This is a genomic window from Alteromonas sp. AWJ4_197, from assembly GCF_056160285.1.
On record NZ_JBSWWW010000006.1, the window covers coordinates 209,935 to 226,881 of the forward strand.

The following is a 16,947-nucleotide window of genomic DNA, read 5'->3' on the forward strand; positions in this document are numbered from 1 at the left end:
GTGCATGTAACGTATTGATAGTGTCTGCAACAAATGATCGCCCTGGTAATTCTTATGGTCTGTATCGCTTACCTGATGGGTTCGCTTTCCAGCGCCGTTGTGGTTTGCCGGTTATACCAGCTTCCTGATCCCCGTGCCGCCGGTTCAAATAACCCCGGGGCCACCAATGTATTCAGACTCGGCGGCCGCGTTCCGGCAGCGCTGGTATTGTTCATGGACGTGTTTAAAGGCACGGTGCCGGTGTATTGCAGCTACTGGATGGGCATTGAACCTGTTGCTCTGGGTTTTATTGGCGTTGCGGCCTGTCTGGGACACATTTTTCCGCTGTACTTCGGCTTCAAAGGTGGCAAAGCCGTGGCTACCGCTTTTGGTGTTCTGTTACCACTGGGCCCGGAACTGGCTGGCTTGCTGATCCTGACCTGGCTGCTGGTGATGTTTGTCTGGGGCTATGCCTCTCTGGCGGCCATTATTGCGGTAAGTCTGGCGCCGTTATTTACCTGGTTTATCAAACCTATGTACACCGTTCCGGTGATCATGCTGTCGGTACTCATTATCTTTCGGCACAAAGACAATATTCAACGCCTGCTCAAAGGTGAAGAAAGTAAAGTGTGGGATAAAGTACGTTTAAAATAAAACCGCACACTGCCAGAATAACAGATGTGACCGGTTTACCGGCAAACTCTTCATTTCTTTCTGTAATCTGAGAAAACATCATGCATTTTCAGGCGCAAACCCGCTTGCAGTTCATCATTTTCATGCTGGTCTGTGCCGCGTTTACCAACATCTATATTACTCAACCGGTACTTCCGGTACTCCGTCAGGACTTTAATACTGACCTGGTCATGGTGTCTTTCACGGTATCGGCAGTGGTGTTGGGTATAGCGCTGGCAAACCTGCCTTTCGGATTAATATCAGATAAATTTCCGGTTCGCCCCGTCATCGCAACAGGCGGAACCGCTATTGTTCTGTGCGGACTGATTTGTGCGGCGACAGACAACCTGAATGTACTGATTGCCGCAAGATTCGTACAGGGTATCTTCGTTCCGTCCCTGACAACCTGTATCGTTGCCTGGCTGTCCCGCTCATTGCCCCCTGAAAAACTGAATGTTGTGATGGGTGCTTATGTGTCAGCCACCGTTGCCGGCGGTCTTGGCGGCCGGTTACTGGGTGGCTGGGCGTTTTCTCCGGAGCACTGGCGCTACGCATTTGTTGCAACCAGTCTGTTCACACTCGTTGCCTTTTCGCTGGCGCTGTATGGTCTTCCCCGTGATAAGCGCGAAAAGTCTGACCCGAAAGCGCCTGCTGTCCGTTACATTCAACTTGTCAGGCAGTGGCCGCTTTTACGACTGTATCTGTGTGCGTTGAGCGGATTCGGCATCTTCTCATCAGTATTTAATTTTCTGCCTTTTCACCTTACTCAAGCCCCATTTGCATTCACCACTGAAGACACCACCCTGCTTTATCTGGTGTATCTTACCGGCGTGATGATTGGTCCGGTGACAGGCAAGCTCAGTAACCGTATCGGCAGCGGTAACACCTTACTGACAGGTGCTGCTGTACTGTGTGTTTCCCTGCTGATGTTGTTGCTTCCCTCGGTGCTGGCTGTCACTGCCGGGCTGATTTTACTATGCGCAGGCTTTTTCACCATTCATGCCGCTGCTGTGGGTGCACTGAACGGTAAACTTACCGGCGGGCAGGGCCGTGCTAATGCTCTGTACACACTGTTTTACTATGCGGGTGGCTGGGCCGGTATTACCCTATCCAGCCTTTTGTACAAGCATTTCGGATGGAATACGCTGGTAGGTGTACTGCTGGTTCTTCTGATCATTCCGGTAACCGCTGGGTGCTTCGAGCGACGCTTCAGCCCCCGCGTTGCGGGTCAGATTACTGCTCAGCCAGACCAAGATTAAAGGTGTCGCTGCCACTGTCTGTTTCAGGCACATATTCCAGCTTCATCAGCTTTGCCAGACCAGGATAAATTTCCAGGTTTTTCATCGGCGGTATGGTCGCCCCCTGTCTGAAATCAGGGCCTGCAGCAATAAAGGTGGCAGCCATGTCTTCCAGTGTTGCATCAAAACCGTGAGCGCCTTTACCGTCGTGGGTGCTGTCGCTGACAAAGTAACCCGGGGGCCGGATTTCCAGCATAATATCGCCGGTTCGCTGATCCCGTTCCATATGCACGCTGGCTCTGCGGGAATCTGACATCACCGAATAACGCCCTTTAACGGTATCTTCTAAAGACGCCTTCAGCGCACTGATTTCCTGCTCCGTTGTGCCTTTTTTACCATAGATAAGTACCTGTGAACCGCGGGTCTCAACGGCAAACTTGTCGCTGATCCCAAGCTCAGCCTCTACCACCTTGCTTTCCTGGCGGATAGCAGTCATACCGTGATCAGACACCAGCACCAGGTTAACCGGGATATCCAGCTGTTTGATTCTGCCATAAAGCTGGCCAATCAGACCGTCTATGAGCTGAACAGCGTCATAGGTTTCTTTAGCATCCGGCCCGAAATCGTGCCCTTGCGTATCCACCAGTGAAAAGTAGCCCGCAATAAAATGCGGCCGCGATACTTCAGGTAAAGACAACCATTCGGTTATCTGATCAATTCTTCCCTGATAATCCGCATATTTAGAGTAGTGATAGTGATAAGACGGCAGATTGCCGTTAATTCTGGCATCAGATTCCGGCCAGAAATACGTAGCCGCCTTTAAACCGTTAAACTCCACCAGATTCCAAAAAGGCATACCAGATAACCAGGTCGAATCGCCGTACCCTTTACCCATGGAATATCGGGCATAACTGTCTTTTACAGGGCGGGATTTGTCGTAAAAAGCGTTATTTACGATACCGTGGTGAACGGGCAATAAACCGGTGATTATAGAAATATGATTGGGAAATGTGCTGGACGGGTACACCGGAATCATCTTTTCAGCCCGCACCCCGTCTTTCGCAATTTGTGCAATATTGGCCGCGTTGTGTTTTTCCACATAATCGTGGCGAAAACCATCGATGGATATCATCACCACATAAGGCGTGTCATCCTTCGCCTGCACGCCGGTTGTCAGTACAGCCAGCAATAGTGTTGCCCACAGTCCTTTTCGTTTCATTGTTTTTTCCGTCTTTTAATACTTGGCACAGTATAAAAGTGGACTATGACAACAACAATTCACTGACCGCAAAGTTCGCGACTTACACCGCGGGCAGAGAATCCAGTGGCCAGCGGGGTTTGGCGGCGGCGGATAAATCACAGAATTGTCCGGCCTTTAAGCGCTGCATGCCGGCATAGGCAATCATGGCGCCGTTATCGGTGCAAAAAGCAAGTCCCGGATAGAACACCTCGCCACGGAGTTCTTTCATCAGCGATTCCATGGACTCACGTAAATATGTATTGGCACTGACCCCCCCGGCAATGACCAGCCGCTTCAGACCGGTTTGTTTAAGCGCACGCTTGCACTTAATGATAAGGGTATCAACAACAGCTTCCTGAAAGGCGAACGCAATATTCGCTTTGGTTTGTTCGGAGTCGTCGGCATCGCGGATGGTGTTAGCGGCAAAGGTTTTTAATCCGCTGAAGCTGAAATCCAGCCCGGGGCGATCTGTCATCGGACGGGGAAATTTATAATGTCCACCCTCACCTTTTTCTGCCAGCTTTGCCAGCAGCGGACCGCCAGGGTAATCCAGACCCAGTAACTTGGCGGTTTTATCAAAGGCTTCACCGGCAGCATCGTCAATGGACTCACCCAGCACTTCATACTGACCAATTCCCTGCACATTCACCAGCATCGAGTGACCACCGGATACCAACAGCGCCACGAAAGGAAACGCGGGAGCATTTTCTTCCAGCATAGGAGCCAGCAAGTGCCCTTCCATGTGGTGCACACCCACGGCCGGTATATTCCATGCGTAAGACAGTGCGCGACCTACGGATGAGCCTACTAATAATGCCCCGACAAGGCCCGGTCCCTGAGTAAATGCGATGCCGTCCAGGTCTTCACCTTCAGTAGCCGCGTCTTTCAATGCTTTGCGGATCAGTGGTATGATCTTACGCACATGATCGCGGGATGCCAGTTCGGGAACCACACCACCATAATCGGCGTGCAGTTTAACCTGACTGTATAATTCGTGGGACAACAATCCTTTTTCGTCATCGTAAACCGCGATGCCCGTTTCGTCGCAGGATGTTTCGATACCCAGAATACGCATTGATAAACCTCTTTATGGTGGTGCAGGGCGGGCAAGTTTACCGTTATTCGTTCACCCTGAAAACGGTAAATGCGAGGATCGCGAATCAGATTCAGCTAAAAATCTGCGATCGCTGGTTAATTTATTAACACTACCGGCTTTACTTTCCCTTCAGAAAAGAATAGAATTTCGCACCATTTTTAACCCGGGTGTCGATTTATCGCACACTTTCACGCCCGGCTACAGTCTTGAAAATTTTGAGGTGAGAATTTAATGCCTATCGTTAAAGTTAGAGAAAACGAGCCGTTTGATGTCGCTCTTCGTCGTTTTAAACGCTCTTGTGAAAAAGCAGGTGTTTTGTCAGAAGTTCGTCGTCGTGAGTTCTTCGAAAAGCCTACTTGGGAACGTAAGCGTAAAAAAGCGGCTGCTAAAAAGCGTCATCTGAAAAAGCTGGCTCGCGAAAACGCACGTCGCGTAAAACTCTACTAAGATAGTGTTGGCTTAACAAAGGTGCCTTAAGGCACCTTTGCTGTCTCAGGACCACTGAAAAAGTGATTCCCGTCCTGCCCGCCCTGTCCTTCTGATAAGCCCGACATCAGGAAAGAAAAATACTATGGCTTTAATTGACGATTTAAAAAACGCACAAAAAGATGCCATGCGCGCCAAGGAAAAATTGAAACTTGGCACAATTCGTATGGCACTGGCCGCCATCAAGCAAAAAGAAATTGATGAGCAAATCACTGTAGATGATACCGCCATTCTGGCTATCTTAACCAAAATGGTTAAGCAGCGTGCCGACGCGGCCGCCCAGTATGATCAGGCAAATCGTGATGATCTGGCCAGCACAGAACGTGCGGAAATCGTAATTTTAGAATCTTTCCTGCCACAACCGCTTACTGATGAAGAAGTGGCTGCCCTGATTGACGAAGCTATGGCTGCAACCGGTGCCACCGGCATGCAGGACATGGGTAAAGTCATGGGTGCATTGAAGCCAAAAGTTCAGGGCCGCACAGACATGGGCGCACTGAGTGGAAAAATTAAAGCACGTCTGAACGCGTAACACCCTGAGTCAGTTCAGATAGCCATTTAAAAAGATCAGGCGCAATACGAAAAGGTTGCGCCTTCTTCTCTCCCTGATAAAGTAACCCACGTTTGCTGACCCTTCTGACATCGCGCTCAGGCACTGATCAGCTGTTACTGTTTCTGTTATATACCCGTAGGTTACATAAACTGCATGTCCGGAAGAATTCCCCGCGATTTTATTGATGATCTGTTAGCCCGTACCGATGTTGTCGACATTGTGGACAGCCGCGTGAAACTGAAAAAAGCGGGTAAGAATTATCAGGCCTGTTGTCCGTTTCACAATGAAAAAACCCCTTCTTTTACCGTCAGTCAGGATAAACAGTTCTATCACTGTTTTGGCTGTGGCGCTCACGGCAATGCAATCTCCTTTATCATGGAATTTGACCGGCTGGAGTTTGTAGAAGCGATTGAAGAACTGGCACGGTTACACGGGTTAGAGATCCCGCGGGAGCAGAGCAGCCGGCCGGCAATGACAGAAGAGAAGCGTCAGCAGCAACAGGATGACTATGCGCTGATGGAATCTGTCACCCGCTATTTTCAGCAGCAGTTAAGACAGCATGCCAACAGCCCCAAAGCAATTGACTACCTGAAAGGTCGCGGCTTATCCGGTGATATTGTAAAGCACTGGGAAATCGGCTACGCCCCGTCAGAATGGGATGGCGTACTGAAAACCTTCGGCACAGATCCCCAACGGGTTCAACAGTTGCTGGATCTGAAACTGGTAAACAAAAATGATCGCGGCAAGACGTATGATTTCTTCCGTGACCGGATCATGTTTCCTATCCGCGACCGCCGTGGCAGAGTGATCGGCTTTGGCGGCCGGGTGCTGGATGACGGCGGCCCGAAATACCTTAACTCTCCGGAAACACGGATTTTCCACAAAGGCTACGAACTGTTTGGCTTTTATCAGGCGAAACAAAGCCAGCGCCACCTTGATAAAGTGGTGATAGTGGAAGGCTACATGGATGTGGTTGCGCTAAGCCAGTTCGATATCCATATTGCCACTGCAGCACTGGGCACAGCAACGACGCCGGAGCACCTCAGTATGCTGATGCGCACCACTTCCCACATTGTGTGCTGTTACGACGGTGACCGTGCCGGGCGTGAAGCTGCCTGGCGGGCACTTGAAAATGCATTGCCCGCATTAAAAGATGGTGTGAAACTGACATTTCTGTTTCTTCCTGACGGTGAAGATCCGGATACCATGGTTCGCCAGACGGGCAAAGATACTTTTATGGCATTACTCGATGACGCCATGCCCTTGTCGCGGTTCTTCTTTGAGTCACTACTGAAACAACATGAAGTCGGCACGCCGGAAGGTAAAGTGGCGTTGAAAGCCGCTGCGCAGCCTTTGATAGACCAGGTACTGGGTGACAGTCAGAAAGCCATGTTGCAGGAAGAGCTGGCGAAACATGTGGGTGAATATGACCGCTTTCGTTTGCAGCAGGATATGCAACAGGCAAAGCAAAAGTCGTCAAAACCAAAGGATTCCCACTACACCCAACAAAAGACCCAGATATCGCCGGTCCGCACAATGGTGCGGTTACTGCTGGATAACCCGGCACTGGCAGCCAGACACACCCACTGCTCGCCACAGGTACTGGCACAAAGTGGTGTTGCCGGAATCCACGTGCTTATCGATATTCACGGGTACTGTTTAAATAATCCACAATCCAACACCGCCCAGGTCCTTGAAAACTTCCGTGACCATCCCCATTCTTCTGTCATCGCGAAGTTGCTGTTACAGGAACACCTGATTAAGGAAGATGACGCAGATACCGTGTATTGCGACAGTTTTGCAAAGCTGCTCGACTGGCATTTCGACAGCAGAATTGAGACGTTGATTTCACGGTCGCGTATGCAGCCACTCTCTCAGGAAGAGAAAACAGAATTGACCTTATTGATGAAAGAACGTCAGAAGTCGTAGCTCACGAGGCCGCCGGATAAAGTTCTGGCGAAAAATCACGCTGAACGTCTGGTCAAAAATGGGGTCTTTCTGTTATACTGGCTAATTCGCTGCAAGCAGATTTTATAGAAAACATCGGGCTTACCTTGATGCAATCTTGAGACGTATAAGATGCATAATTCAGGCCGAAATTACAATAGCCGATGTTCTGACAGGTGCGGTAACAAACGATAGCAAGCATGGACAAGACGGGATTTTTCCGGCTCTTGAACGTGCTTTTTTGCTTATTAATTCAATGTGAGAAGTGTAGGTTATATGGCTCAAAGCAAGCAGTCTCAGATTAAACTCCTGATTGCAAAAGGTAAAGAACAAGGTTACTTAACTTTTGCAGAAGTAAACGACCACCTGCCACAAGATATCGTCGATTCAGATCAGATCGAAGACATCATTAGTATGATCAACGATATGGGTATTCAGGTTTCAGAGTCCGCACCGGATTCCGATGAATTACTCATGCAAGAAACCACCGCCGATGAAGATGCCGCTGAAGCTGCAGCTCAGGCGCTGGCAACCGTAGAAAGTGAAATTGGCCGTACAACCGACCCTGTCCGCATGTACATGCGTGAAATGGGTACCGTTGAACTGTTGACCCGTGAAGGCGAAATCGAAATCGCCAAGCGTATCGAAGACGGTATCAACCAGGTACAGTGTTCTGTTGCTGAATACCCTGAAGCCATCACTTATCTGCTGGAACAGTGGGATTTATTTGAAGCGGAAGAAATTCGTCTTGGCGATATTATTTCCGGTTTCGTCGATCCTAACGAAGAGCAGGATCTCGCACCTACCGCTACCCACATCGGTTCTGAATTGTCAGCTGAAGAGTTAGATGACGAAGACGATGACGATGATGACGACGATGATGATGACAGCGACGAGGACGATAGCGGCGTTGATCCGGAAGTTGCCCGTGAAAAGTTCGGCAAGCTTCGTGAACAATACCTGAAAACCCGTGCTGTTATTGAAAAGCATGGCCGTTCAGACAAGAAGTCCCGCGAAGAAATTGGCGTACTCAGCGAAGTCTTCAAAGAATTCCGCTTAGTACCTAAGCAGTTTGACCGCATGGTTAAAAACATGCGCGACATGATGGACAAAGTACGTATCCAGGAACGTCTGGTCATGAAGTACTGCGTTGTAAACGCAAAGATGCCTAAGAAAGATTTCATTAAGGCATTTGCTGGCAACGAAACCACTACAGACTGGTTAGAAGCTACGTTATCTTCAGGCGCGCCTTACACCGGCATGCTGCAAAACTACAAAGAAGATATCGAGCGTTCTGTCTCCAAGATGAACAGCGTAGAACAGGAAACTGGTTTGGTTATCGCTGACATTAAAGACATCAACCGTCGCATGTCTATCGGTGAAGCGAAAGCCCGCCGTGCGAAGAAAGAAATGGTTGAGGCGAACTTACGTCTGGTTATTTCAATCGCGAAGAAGTACACCAACCGTGGCCTTCAATTCCTGGATTTGATTCAGGAAGGTAACATCGGTCTGATGAAAGCGGTTGATAAGTTCGAATACCGTCGTGGTTATAAGTTCTCAACCTATGCAACATGGTGGATCCGTCAGGCGATCACCCGTTCAATCGCTGACCAGGCACGGACTATCCGTATTCCGGTTCACATGATTGAAACCATTAACAAACTGAACCGTATCTCCCGTCAGATGCTGCAGGAAATGGGTCGTGAGCCAACGCCGGAAGAATTGTCAGAACGTATGGCAATGCCGGAAGACAAAATCCGTAAAGTGCTTAAGATTGCGAAAGAGCCCATCTCCATGGAAACCCCCATCGGTGATGATGAAGATTCGCATCTGGGTGACTTTATCGAGGACAGCACCATTATTCAGCCCCTCGATTCAGCGACCGGCGGCAGCCTGAAAGACGCGACCCAAGAAGTTCTGGCCGGTCTGACAGCCCGTGAAGCAAAAGTACTACGTATGCGTTTCGGTATCGACATGAACACTGACCACACGCTGGAAGAAGTAGGTAAGCAGTTCGATGTTACCCGTGAGCGTATCCGTCAGATTGAAGCGAAAGCGTTACGTAAACTTCGCCACCCAAGCCGTTCAGAGCAGCTGCGCAGCTTCCTGGACGAGTAAGACTTGCAGATAAGTTATCGTTAAAAACAGCCACCTTCGGGTGGCTGTTTTGTTTCCGGCTTACTATACCCGGGTATGAAAGAACGTTAGCAAGTTCCCGCCCGCTTCCTTGTCAGTTTTGTATACTTGTTCCATATTTAATCAATTGCATTACTGAATAAGGAAGTGTCCGTGAACAAATTTTTATCGGCCTGTCTGGTCCTTGCAGGTTTATCTCTGGGTGGTTGCGCCACGTGGAATCCGCCCTCGCCTATGCTGGAAACAGAGGTATTTAAGAAGCTCGTCAGTATAAAGCCTGTGGAGCCGCAGGAAAAAATTTACCGGCAGTACGTGAGTGACGGTATTTACCTCCAATTCGAGCGCATGGACGAAAATAATATTATTTACGGCTGGTATACCTGTACCAACTGTAACTGGACCCGTTCTAAATTTCTCGCGCTGTATGACGGCAGCTACCTGTATATGACATATGGGCATCATGAGGAGTTTTTCCTCGAATCTCCTAAAGATGTCCGCCACCATCCGGAAAATTCACACTGGTCATGGAGTGTGATTGAAAAGTATCAGCTTGAAGGCCGGAACCTGATAAAGCTGGGTCAAATTCGTAAATGTGCGTCTGACAGCCCTCAGATCAAAGAGTGGTCTAACGTACCATGGGCCTATGATGGTGAAACAGATTGTCAGTTTGAAGCGAACGGCAGATACAGCAAAATTTTTGTCGCAACCATCGATGAAACCTTAACGGGTAAACGCAGTTCTATCGTCGGTGAGGCAGCTGACACGATTTCAACCGAAGTTCGTGCCAAACTCGCTACACTTAAAGAGCTTTTCGATGAAGGGCTTATCAGTGACGCGGATTACGAAGAGAAACGTAAGGCACTTTTAGACCAGCTTTGAGTCATCCCTTATACTAACCTGCCGCACAATAGCACTTCCTTGCTGTTGCGCGGCCTCCCCTCCTGAGTTTTTTGTCTTCGTGACCTTGTCATCCCGCTGCGAATTTCATTAAATGGTTTGTCAGGCCTTTGCTGAACCAGGGAAAGTGATATGCGTTTGCGCCATATTGAAGTATTTCATGCCATTTATACCACCGGCTCCATTACCGGCGCTGCTAACTTACTGTATGTGTCTCAGCCATCGGTGTCTAAAGTACTGGCCCATGCAGAGCAACAGCTTGGCTTCGACCTTTTTCACCGCAACAAAGGCAAGTTAACGCCCACAGCGGAAGCAGAAATGATGTTTCCGGAAATCAGCAAAATTTATAAGCAACTGAATACGGTTAAGCAGCTTGCCAATAATATTCAACGGGGACGCAGTGGCATCATCAATATTGCTGTTACTCCTGCGCTGGGTTTCAACGTGCTTCCCCAAACCATGGCAATGTTCCGCCGGCAACATCCGGATGTTGCCCTGAATATTAAAACCGTACACAACCAGGAAGCACTGCAAACCCTGCTGGCGCACAAATGTGATGCCGCCGTACTGTTTTCATCTCCCGAATTGCCCGGTGTGGCAGAACGTCAGCTATGTGAACAGGAAATGGTAGTGATGTATCCCAGACAAGCTTTCAACGAAGCGCCGGAAACACTGACCATCAGTGATTTACAAAACCTGGACATTATCGGGATCTGGGAAAGCGGACCGTTAGGAGAAATGGCCTGGCGTCACATAGAACAGTCCGGCCTGGATATTAAAACGCAAATCCAGGTGGATACCTATTACATCGCCGCGCGGCTGGTTGATGCAGGTCTGGGATGCTGTATTGTTGACAGACTGACCGCTGAGGGTAATCAGACAGAAAAAACCGGTATTGCCCGGTTCGCCCCTTCATTAACGTTCACCGTAAAAGCGCTTTCTCTGGACAGCCGTCCGGTATCCAAACTGTGTGAAAGTTTCCTCGGTACACTGTCCGACACTATCGTGCGGATAACCTGACGTTATACCCTTGCCAAAAGTTACTACTTATCACCGGCTCTCCGGCCTTTTACACTGCCTGAAATAACACACTGACCTTACAGTGATTTCTTCTCAGAATTTTCAGGATGCACTATGATACTTACTCCTCCTTATTTGCTTTTCATTGGCAACGCCACCGATCCGCTCAGTATAAAAATGGCAAAGAGCGTGGCAGACTGGAATCCTGAAGCCTGCATCGGTGAATACCGCTTGCCGGGTTGCGAGGTCACCACCGGCTGCCCGTCAATGACTATTGATGAGGCGGTCGATGCCGGCGCCAACACTTTTGTGCTGGGCTTTGCAAACAGCGGCGGTTTTATTGATGAAGCGTGGGTTCCTACAATCGTAGAAGCCATTGAAGCCGGCATGCATGTTGTCAGCGGCCTGCACGATAAACTTACCAGTATCCCCGCCGTGGTGGAAGCCGCGCAGCGTTGTGACCGCCAGCTCATTGATATCCGTCATCCCACAGCCCGCTTCAAGACAGGCAAAGGTATCAAACGTACAGGTAAGCGTCTGCTTACAGTTGGTACCGACTGCTCTGTGGGCAAAATGTACACTTCACTGTGTCTGACCAGAGCGCTGGAAGAAGCCGGTCAGAAAGCGACTTTCCGTGCTACCGGGCAAAGCGGCATTCTGGTTGCCGGTGAAGGCGTCGCTATCGACTGTGTGGTAGCAGATTTCATATCCGGTGCTGTGGAAACACTCAGCCCTGACAACGACGAAGACCATTGGGATATTATCGAGGGACAAGGCTCCCTGTCCCATCCGGCCTTTGCCGGTGTCAGTTTAGGGTTGTTGCACGGCTCCCAACCTGATGCACTGGTGATCTGCCATGCGCTGAACCGTTCACACATGCGGGGGTTACCTCACTATCCCCAACCAACGCTGGAAGCCGTCATTGAAATGACTGTAAATGCTGCCAGATTAACGAATCCTGACGTGAAAGTTGTTGGCATTGCAGTGAACACATCCAGTGTCAGTGCAGCTGAAGCAAAGGCGTACTGTGAAGAAACGGCTTCAAAACTCGGCTTACCGTGTACCGACCCGGTACGTTTTGGTGTCAGTGATATTATCGGGAACCTCTGATGGCATTAACTATTACAATTCAACACGAACGTTTTCCGCTGGCGCAGGTGTTTCGCATTTCCCGGGGAGCCAAAACAGCAGCCGATGTGATACACGTGTCAGTGAGTGACGGCGAGCATACCGGATTTGGCGAATCCGTGCCCTATGGCAGGTATGGCGAGTCCATCGAATCGGTTACGGCCCAGTTAGAACAGGTCAGGGCCAGCATTGACAGCCTTGAAGATCATGCAGCACTACCGGAATTGCTGCCAGCCGGCTCTGCCCGCAATGCGCTGGATTGTGCCCTGTGGGACTTAACCGCAAAAGTAACCGGCAAACCGGTGTCGGAACTACTTGATTTACCCGTTACGCCACATTGCTTTACCGCACAAACTATCAGTGTGGATACTGTCGAAAATATGCAGGCGTCTGCGCGTAAACTCAAAGGCGCGCCAATAATCAAAGTGAAGCTGGACCCCGATGCCGTTGTTGACAAGATCCGCGCTATTCACGAAGTCACGCCGGAAAGCCGGCTGATTGTAGATGCTAACGAAGGCTGGACCATCGAAGACTTGAAAGCCGTGGCTGAGCCGCTGAAAGCCTGCAATGTTGTACTCATTGAGCAACCCATACCGGCAGAGAACGATGAAGTGCTTGAGTATTATGAATGCCCAATTCCACTTTGCGCCGACGAGTCCTGCCATACGTCAGCCGGGCTGGACGTATTGCGCAAACGCTATCAGAGCATCAACATCAAGTTAGATAAAACCGGCGGTCTCACCGAAGCTGCCGCTCTGTACAAAGCCGCAAGAGCAATGGATTTCTCTGTCATGGTAGGTTGTATGGTAGGCACGTCGCTGGCAATGGCGCCGGCTTATTTGCTGTGTGACGGCGCTGACTTTGTCGATCTCGACGGCCCTATCCTCATTGCACAGGACAGAGAAAACGGCTTCTGTTTCGACAACGGCAAAATGTGGCAACCCGATACGTTTTTGTGGGGCGGAGTGAATAGCCAGGAAGCCTAGCAAAAGTTGCGAAAAATCTCCTGTAGTCATACACTTCCGGCATGCGGGATTTATCATTTAACACACTAATGGCAGAGACAATCTCTGCCATTCATTCAGTCAACTTCGCTGCAACGTTAACAACGTTGCTTGACGCAATGCTGGAATTCGACTGTGTTGTGATTCTGGGCTGCCGGACCGACAAACACCCGGTTTATCTTCACGACTCCCTTAAAGATAACCGCGACCTTCTGTTCGAACTTTATCTCAAATCCTCTTTCAATGAAGACCCGTTTTTCAGGTACTTCAGCAAGCGGAAAAAAAGTGGCGTTTATATGCTTAGCGATTTGAATATAGATCGCACGGACTACAACTCTTATTGCAGACATTTTTATCATCAGACTGGCTGGAAGGATGAGCTTGGCATGATGATTAATGTTTCTGACAGTAAGTCAGTTCTGTTTTGTTTTGGCTCAATCAGGAAGGCTACCCGTTTTACCCGTCAGAACACTGAGTTACTTACACGACACTTCACCGTTATCGAGGCTATTTGTCAGAAGCACTGGGGACAAACAGAGTTCATTTTTTCAGAAAGCGTCTATAACCCGACTCAACAAACGGACAATATGCGTCAGTTAATCTCATCCGCGCTGGCAACTTTCGGACAGTCAATACTCACTCCCAGGGAACAGGAAATCTCCATGTTGATTGCAAAAGGTTGTGATTCTAAGGAAATCGCTGTTGCTACCGGTATTTCTGAGGGAACAGTAAAAAATCACCGGAAACGAATCTATAAGCAGTTAAACGTCAAATCTCTGAGTGAGTTTTTCCAGCTGTTTCTTAATCACCTCATTACGCACGCTAAATAACGTTCTGTCCCTTTAGGGATATTCTGTAGATAAGTCCATTCCAGTACGCTCGCCTTATTAAATTGAAAGGCAGGTTATCAATGATGAATATCTTCAATGATCTAAATGACAGAGGATTGATATCCCAGACAAGCGATGTTGCAGAACTGCAAAACCTATTCGAGTCGCCGCAGACGATTTACTGTGGTTTTGACCCTACTGCAGGCAGTTTACACATAGGTCATCTGGTACCGCTTATTATGCTCAAACGTTTGCAGAAAGCTGGTCATAAAGTGATAGCGCTGATCGGCGGAGCCACAGGAATGATAGGCGACCCGAGCTTTAAAGACAGTGAGCGTACTTTAAATTCTGCAGAGCAAGTCGGTGAATGGGTTGAAAGGCTTGGTATTCAGATTAAAGAACTGGTGGGGGAGCCTATCCTGATTGAAAACAATGCTGACTGGTTTAGATCAATCAATATCATTGACTTCTTTCGGGACACTGGCAAGCACTTTTCGGTTAACGCTATGCTGAAACGTGACTCAGTAAAAAAGCGTTTACAACGTGCTGAACAAGGAATATCGTTCACAGAGTTCAGCTATGCGTTGTTACAAGCGCATGACTTTGCAGAACTAAACCGTCGCCACCAGTGCAAGCTGCAGATTGGTGGAAACGATCAGTGGGGAAATATTTTAGACGGTATTGATCTGACCCGCAGGCTCAATCAATGCAGAGTTTCCGGAATGACACTGCCTCTGATCACAAAAGCTGACGGCACGAAGTTCGGTAAAACGGAATCTGGCACGATTTGGCTTGACCCGGACAAAACCTCTGCTTACCGCTTCTTCCAGTTTTGGCTCTCAGTAGATGACAAAGACGTTTATAACCTGCTTCGCTATTACACATTTCTGAGCACAGAGGATATTGCAGCCATTGAGCTCGCAGACAAAACGCGAGGCAATAAACCTGAAGCACAGCAAATTCTGGCGAAAGAAGTGACAGCATTAGTACACGGCCAGGCGTCTCTTGAAAGCGCTATAAGAATTACTTCAGCTTTGTTTTCCGGAGAGGTAAATAAGCTGTCACTATCAGAAATCAGACAGCTGGAAATGGACGGCCTGCCACTCGTGAAAACTCTGCAGCAAGAGCTTGTACTATTACTCACCCTGACCGGACTTGCGTCTTCCCGGCGTGAGGCCAGGGAACTTATTGCCTGCAATGCCGTTAGTGTGAACGGGAAAAAAGCGTCATCTGATACCAGCTCTGTTGGTCAGCCACTCTTCAACACATACTGGATTTTACAAAAAGGTAAAAAGCAATTTTGTTTAATCAAAAGAGAGAGCGAGGACAGCACAGAAAGAATGATGCGTGTCGCCAGTCCCGCACAATAAACAGAGCGTCACTACTGACGAAACTCCGGATATGAAGGCCTGTCTAGCAAGCCAGGCCTTCAAAGTTTTATGAATGCAGCATATATACGTGCATAGTGACGTCTTTAACAAGGCCTTCCGAGACTTCCTGAAAAGCAGTGAAATGAGGCAAAGTCATATGGTCGTCCAAAGCCGCCTGAGACGTCCACTGCTCCATCACCAGCACTTCCACTTCTTCGTCAACTTCACGTAACCCAAGATCATACTGAATACAGCCTTCTTCCTTTCGTGAATGTTCCTGCAACGTTTCAAACAATGCAGTAACTTTCGCTGCATCACTCAGCGATGTCCTTGCGGTGGCAATTACACATACAGTCATCATCAGTTCCTTTTTTGTCAGGGATTAATCCCACTCAGGTGAAAAGTCCGGCGTCGCTTCACGTTCATTGCGGTTTAATTTGTCGATGGCATCCATGTCTTCGATAGCGAGAGTCAGCGATGCCCCTTTAAGGTTTGTCGCCAGATTTTCCCGCTTAGTGGATGACGGGATGGTCGCCAGACCGTGCCCCAGTTCCCATGCAATCACTACTTCGGCGGGTGACACTTCATACTTCTCAGCAATTTGTATCACCGTTTCGTCTTTCAACACTTTGCCCACAGCAAACGGCATATATCCTGTGATATGAATATCATTTACCGTACAGTATGCACGCAGCTTGTCGTTAGTTAAATGCGGGTGTACCTCTACCTGATTGGTAAAAATTTCCCCTTTTCCTAAAATCTGCTGCGCTTCTTTCAGGTGGGCAATAGTAAAGTTAGATACCCCGATATGTCTGGTCAGGCCCTGCGCTTTCGCTTTCGCCAGTTCACCCAGATACTCCTCCATGGACTCGCCGTTCTCAGGGGAAGGCCAGTGGATCAGCAGCAGATCAACATAACTGAGCTGTAATTTCTCCAGACTTTTCTTCACACTGGGCAGAAAGTCCTTGCTGTTCAGCTTGTTATTCCACACTTTGGTAGTGACAAATAATTCGCCTCTGCTGATACCGCTGTCTTTCAATGCACGGCCTACCGCTTCTTCATTTTCATAAATTTGTGCAGTGTCGATATGACGGTAACCGACTTCCAGTGCATCTTTCACACTGTTGTATGCCACGTCGTCTTTTAACCGGAAAGTACCCGCGCCTAACTGAGGCATGGATGAATGGGATTCCATAAATTGCTCCTTCATGTTCTATGAAATGAGTATTGGGATGAAAATACTCAATCTTTACGATTTACGACTGAATTCAGATTAAGCAGGTTCAGTCGCAGAAAAATGAAGCGCAGTTTGAGGGATAGTTTAAATAACAAAAACAGTAATAGTGACAAA

At 48.7% G+C, this 16,947-nt stretch carries 16 protein-coding genes; 12 read left to right on the forward strand and 4 right to left on the reverse strand.

The features are described 5' to 3' along the window. Positions 1–33: 33 nt before the first annotated feature. The gene (plsY, locus tag ACXAGC_RS14785) at positions 34–633 is read left to right on the forward strand and encodes a glycerol-3-phosphate 1-O-acyltransferase PlsY (RefSeq protein ID WP_119500103.1); all 600 of its coding nucleotides are present in this window, start codon (positions 34–36) and stop codon (positions 631–633) included. 80 nt (positions 634–713) lie between these two features. Further along, the gene (locus ACXAGC_RS14790) at positions 714–1,910 is read left to right on the forward strand and encodes an MFS transporter (RefSeq protein WP_474845004.1); all 1,197 of its coding nucleotides are present in this window, start codon (positions 714–716) and stop codon (positions 1,908–1,910) included. Here ACXAGC_RS14790 and ACXAGC_RS14795 read toward each other — a convergent pair. Beyond that, positions 1,885–3,108 carry an alkaline phosphatase family protein gene (locus ACXAGC_RS14795; RefSeq protein WP_474845006.1) on the reverse strand — a complete coding sequence of 408 codons (1,224 nt, stop codon included), beginning with the start codon at positions 3,106–3,108 and terminating at the stop codon, positions 1,885–1,887. The genes ACXAGC_RS14790 and ACXAGC_RS14795 overlap by 26 nt on opposite strands. An 82-nt stretch (positions 3,109–3,190) precedes the next feature. Continuing rightward, a complete protein-coding gene (gene tsaD, locus ACXAGC_RS14800) occupies positions 3,191–4,204 on the reverse strand; it encodes a tRNA (adenosine(37)-N6)-threonylcarbamoyltransferase complex transferase subunit TsaD (protein WP_474845008.1) in 1,014 nt (337 codons plus the stop codon). Between the two features lie 252 nt (positions 4,205–4,456). Between tsaD and rpsU the strand changes: the two genes are divergently transcribed. The 10 genes from rpsU (at position 4,457) to tyrS (ending at position 15,596) form a co-directional block, all read left to right on the forward strand. Continuing rightward, complete coding sequence (gene rpsU / locus ACXAGC_RS14805; protein ID WP_012517258.1) at positions 4,457–4,672, forward strand: 30S ribosomal protein S21; 216 nt, start codon at positions 4,457–4,459, stop codon at positions 4,670–4,672. Between the two features lie 124 nt (positions 4,673–4,796). Then, positions 4,797–5,243 (forward strand): GatB/YqeY domain-containing protein, encoded by a 447-nt coding sequence (locus ACXAGC_RS14810; protein ID WP_119500099.1) that lies wholly within the window; start codon positions 4,797–4,799, stop codon positions 5,241–5,243. A 174-nt stretch (positions 5,244–5,417) separates the two neighbouring features. Then, a complete protein-coding gene (gene dnaG / locus ACXAGC_RS14815) occupies positions 5,418–7,193 on the forward strand; it encodes a DNA primase (RefSeq protein WP_474845010.1) in 1,776 nt (591 codons plus the stop codon). 294 nt (positions 7,194–7,487) lie between these two features. Next, entirely contained in the window at positions 7,488–9,329 is a 1,842-nt protein-coding gene (rpoD, locus tag ACXAGC_RS14820) for an RNA polymerase sigma factor RpoD (protein ID WP_474845012.1), read from the forward strand. A gap of 171 nt (positions 9,330–9,500) precedes the next feature. Continuing rightward, positions 9,501–10,226 carry an SHOCT domain-containing protein gene (locus ACXAGC_RS14825; protein WP_474845014.1) on the forward strand — a complete coding sequence of 242 codons (726 nt, stop codon included), beginning with the start codon at positions 9,501–9,503 and terminating at the stop codon, positions 10,224–10,226. A gap of 150 nt (positions 10,227–10,376) precedes the next feature. Further along, positions 10,377–11,264 (forward strand): LysR family transcriptional regulator, encoded by an 888-nt coding sequence (locus ACXAGC_RS14830; RefSeq protein ID WP_474845016.1) that lies wholly within the window; start codon positions 10,377–10,379, stop codon positions 11,262–11,264. Positions 11,265–11,378: 114 nt separating this feature from the next. Then, a complete protein-coding gene (gene dgcN / locus ACXAGC_RS14835; RefSeq protein WP_474845018.1) occupies positions 11,379–12,374 on the forward strand; it encodes an N-acetyltransferase DgcN in 996 nt (331 codons plus the stop codon). Then, the gene (gene dgcA, locus ACXAGC_RS14840) at positions 12,374–13,378 is read left to right on the forward strand and encodes an N-acetyl-D-Glu racemase DgcA (protein ID WP_474845020.1); all 1,005 of its coding nucleotides are present in this window, start codon (positions 12,374–12,376) and stop codon (positions 13,376–13,378) included. Before dgcN ends, dgcA begins: the two co-directional genes overlap by 1 nt. 68 nt (positions 13,379–13,446) lie before the next feature. Next, positions 13,447–14,226, forward strand: coding sequence for a response regulator transcription factor (locus ACXAGC_RS14845; RefSeq protein WP_474845022.1), 780 nt, complete (start codon positions 13,447–13,449; stop codon positions 14,224–14,226). An 80-nt stretch (positions 14,227–14,306) separates the two neighbouring features. Next, positions 14,307–15,596, forward strand: coding sequence for a tyrosine--tRNA ligase (gene tyrS / locus ACXAGC_RS14850; protein WP_474845024.1), 1,290 nt, complete (start codon positions 14,307–14,309; stop codon positions 15,594–15,596). A 67-nt stretch (positions 15,597–15,663) separates the two neighbouring features. Here the strand turns inward: tyrS and ACXAGC_RS14855 are convergent, their stop codons facing one another. Next, a complete protein-coding gene (locus ACXAGC_RS14855; RefSeq protein ID WP_474845026.1) occupies positions 15,664–15,957 on the reverse strand; it encodes a putative quinol monooxygenase in 294 nt (97 codons plus the stop codon). A gap of 21 nt (positions 15,958–15,978) precedes the next feature. Further along, on the reverse strand, positions 15,979–16,791 hold the full coding sequence (gene dkgB / locus ACXAGC_RS14860; RefSeq protein ID WP_474845028.1) for a 2,5-didehydrogluconate reductase DkgB: 813 nt from the start codon (positions 16,789–16,791) through the stop codon (positions 15,979–15,981). Positions 16,792–16,947 lie beyond the last annotated feature (156 nt).